Origin of the sequence: Marinobacter sp. UBA2498 (genome assembly GCF_002341575.1) — a bacterium.
GTDB lineage: Bacteria > Pseudomonadota > Gammaproteobacteria > Pseudomonadales > Oleiphilaceae > Marinobacter > Marinobacter manganoxydans.
Genome location: NZ_DDOI01000130.1, coordinates 1 through 3,271, shown reverse-complemented (window position 1 = coordinate 3,271; position 3,271 = coordinate 1). Strand labels below are relative to the sequence as shown.

Here is a 3,271-nt window from a genome sequence, read left to right as displayed (position 1 = left end):
ATTTCCTCGGCTTCCTGCAGGGTGAGCTCAGTGCCCAGCGCAGGAACGGCATCGTTATCCACCACCAGCCAGCGGCGGAAGGTTTCGTATTCGCCGGTTTTCCGGTCGATTGATACGCGGATATCCGCCTCTTCGTCTTCAAAGCGTTTTTTGGCAGCGGTGGCCAGTGCCAGCTCGATCGCTTCAAAAATCACATCCTTCTCGACACCTTTCTCGTTCGAGACGGATTCAACCACCAGCAAGATCTCTTTACTCATTGGATTGCCCTGCCCTTAAAATCAACTGTGCGTCCACGGACTTTATTCAAATCGCTCACTCAAATACCGGCACGATGTGGGCTTTTTCAATGCTGTCGAATGGCAGCAGATACTCGTGATCATCAACGACCACAACCACATCATCACCTTCCACGCCTTTGATCAGCCCCTGAAACTTCCGGCGACCTTCAAATGCCATCCGGAGACGAATCTGAACCTGATGACCAACAAAGGCCTCGTATTGCTCTAGACGAAACAGCGGGCGATCCATCCCCGGGGATGAGACCTCCAGTGTGTATTCGGTCTGGATGGGATCTTCCACATCCATCACACCGCTGATCTGGCGACTGACTTTCTCACAGTCGTCGACTCCGATGCCGTTTTCGGCATCGTCAATAAACACCCGTAACAGGGAATGATGGCCCTGCGAGCGGAATTCAATGCCCCAGAACTCATACCCCAGACCTTCCACCACGGGCTGAAGAATGTCTTCCAGTTGCTTAAGCTTGGCTGACAAGTTGTGCCTTCTCCGTTATCAATTTACCGGCCCCAAAAACAAAAAAAGGGCTGTTTTATCAGCCCTTTTTATGCACCAGGGCCCTTTGCGCCAGGCCCCTTAATCAAAAAGCCCCTGACAATGGGGCCTTTTGTTGCAAGAACTCGCAGGAAGCAAACCGGTGTACCGCTTCCTGCTGACAGACACCTGGCCTGCCAGAAACCCGCCAGCACCAAGCGGCAGGTCCCAATATCCGCCGGAGTATAGAGACGCCGGACAGACTGGTCAAGGACTGACCAAAAAAAACGGCCTGGAAACTCCAAGCCGTTTTTCTTCTAATATGGTGCCCGGGGCCGGACTCGAACCGGCACGGCTTTCGCCACTACCCCCTCAAGATAGCGTGTCTACCAGTTTCACCACCCGGGCAACATTCTTACTCGAGTTCAGGGAGATCAGACTCCCCACCCTCGGCTTCGCTGGCTGCGGCTTCGCCATTGTCAGCAGCGGTATCAGCAGGGGCTGCGCTGCTGGATTCCTGAACAACAGGAATACCGGCTTCGCCTGCCACTTCGGCACGCTGCTTGGCAAAAATCGCCAGCGAGAAACTTGTTACAAAAAATACCACTGCGAGCAGAGTCGTGAAGCGGGTGAGAAAGCTACCGCTACCCTGACTACCAAACACAGTCTGCGATGCACCACCACCAAAGGCAGCGCCGGCATCTGCGCCTTTGCCCTGCTGGATCAGCACCAGACCCACCAGCGCCACCGCGATCACCACGTGCACAACGACTACCAGCGTTTCTACCCAATCCATAACGACTCTCGCGAACCTTTAAATTCAGGTACCCGCCGGAACACTCCGGCAAATACTTACAAAATCTTCTGCTTTGAGCGACGCTCCGCCGATCAAACCGCCGTCAATATCCGGCTCGGCAAAAAGAGCGGCTGCATTATCCGCTTTTACACTGCCCCCGTAAAGGAGGGAAATCTCATTGGCCGGCGCGCCCATCTCTGAAAGCACCTGCCGAATCGACGCATGCATTGCCTGCGCGTCCTGTGCCGTAGCGGTTTTACCTGTTCCGATCGCCCAGACAGGCTCATAGGCAACCACTACACGCTGCCACTGCTCGCTTGTGACCGTCGCAAGGCCGGCCTTTACCTGGGCGGCAACAACGGTCTCGGCCTTACCAGCCTCACGCTCTTCCAGGGTTTCACCAACACAAACCATGGCCTGGAGCCCGGAAGCGAGAATGCGACCGACTTTTTCGGCCACTGCAGCGTCTGTCTCAGCGAAGAGCTGGCGACGTTCGGAATGACCGACCAAGACGTATTGACAGCCCTGATCCAACGCCATGTCCGCGGAAATCTCACCGGTGTAGGCTCCGGACGCCCATTGCGCCACGTTCTGAACACCGACCGACAGTACATCGCCTGCGCTGGCAACTACGCCCGGGACGTAAATAGCGGGAGGAATGATAACAACCTCAACGCCATTATCAAGAGAGGCCGCCTGGGATCGCACATCGCTTACCAGCGTTTGTGCCAGGTCTTTTGACCCGTTCATTTTCCAGTTTCCGGCTACAATCTTCCGACGCATAACAGTTCCCGAACGTTAGGGAGGGCGAACTATACAGCACTCCCTCCCGGCAGACAACCGCCTGAAAACACAAAATTAAGCGGTGGATTTCTCCACAACTTTTGCCAGTTCCTCGACTACCCGAAGAATCTCGCTGGCGTCCTGCCCCTCCGCCATCACACGGATCAGCGGCTCTGTGCCAGAAGCCCTCAACAGAATCCTGCCGGAACTGCCCAGCTCGGTTTCGGCCTTGCGCACCGCAGCTACGATATCATCACGACTGAACGGATCGAAACGCTGCGCCACCCGAACGTTGATCATTTTCTGGGGGAGCTTGCTCATCCCCTTCCGCAGATCCGCAAGGGTTTTCCCGGACTTCCACACTGAAAGAAGGACCTGCAGCGCCGAAACAATACCATCACCGGTACTGGTGCAGTCGCGGATAACCATGTGGCCAGAGCCTTCGCCACCGAGCACCCAGTTGTTGGCGAGCAGCCGCTCCATCACGTATCGGTCGCCGACTTTTGCACGCTCGAACTCGATTCCGATTTCATTCAAAGCAAGCTCGACACCCAGATTGGTCATCAGCGTACCGACCACACCGCCTTTCAGGCGATCCTCGGCAAAGCGTTGGGACGCGATGACGTAGAGCAGCTCATCGCCGTCGACCTCGGATCCGTCCCGGTCCACCATGAGAACCCGATCGCCATCCCCATCGAATGCGATCCCCAGATCAGCGTTTTTTTCGATCACTGCTGCCTTGAGCGCCTGCAGATGAGTGGAGCCAACGTTAAGGTTGATATTGAGCCCATCGGGATCGCCACCGATAACCGAAACCTTGGCCCCAAGCTCCCGAAATACCTTGGGGGCCACGTGATAGGTGGCGCCATGGGCACAGTCCAATACGATATTCATGCCGTCGAGCGTAAACTCATTGGGCAC

4 protein-coding genes, 1 tRNA gene and 1 pseudogene are annotated in these 3,271 nt (G+C 55.9%); all 6 read right to left on the bottom strand.

Annotated elements, in window-relative coordinates:
* Positions 1–257, bottom strand: a pseudogene (locus B2W52_RS18025) (NusA N-terminal domain-containing protein); the annotation flags it as partial.
* 55 nt (positions 258–312) lie between these two features.
* On the bottom strand, positions 313–774 hold the full coding sequence (gene rimP, locus B2W52_RS18020) for a ribosome maturation factor RimP (RefSeq protein ID WP_008171533.1): 462 nt from the start codon (positions 772–774) through the stop codon (positions 313–315).
* 320 nt (positions 775–1,094) lie between these two features.
* Positions 1,095–1,179, bottom strand: a tRNA-Leu gene (locus B2W52_RS18015).
* A gap of 7 nt (positions 1,180–1,186) precedes the next feature.
* Positions 1,187–1,567: a preprotein translocase subunit SecG gene (secG, locus tag B2W52_RS18010; protein ID WP_008171532.1), complete on the bottom strand. Its 381-nt coding sequence runs from the start codon at positions 1,565–1,567 to the stop codon at positions 1,187–1,189.
* A 24-nt stretch (positions 1,568–1,591) separates the two neighbouring features.
* Positions 1,592–2,350 (bottom strand): triose-phosphate isomerase, encoded by a 759-nt coding sequence (gene tpiA / locus B2W52_RS18005; protein ID WP_075267595.1) that lies wholly within the window; start codon positions 2,348–2,350, stop codon positions 1,592–1,594.
* 75 nt (positions 2,351–2,425) lie between these two features.
* Positions 2,426–3,271, bottom strand: an 846-nt coding sequence (locus tag B2W52_RS18000) for a phosphohexomutase domain-containing protein (protein ID WP_476738545.1), incomplete at its 5' end; no start/stop codon positions are given.

Excerpts from the sequence above, each read along its gene's own strand:
- tpiA (WP_075267595.1), bottom strand. The coding sequence starts at position 2,350 with ATGCGTCGGAAGATTGTAGCCGGAAACTGGAAAATGAACGGGTCAAAA.
- secG (WP_008171532.1), bottom strand. The coding sequence starts at position 1,567 with ATGGATTGGGTAGAAACGCTGGTAGTCGTTGTGCACGTGGTGATCGCG.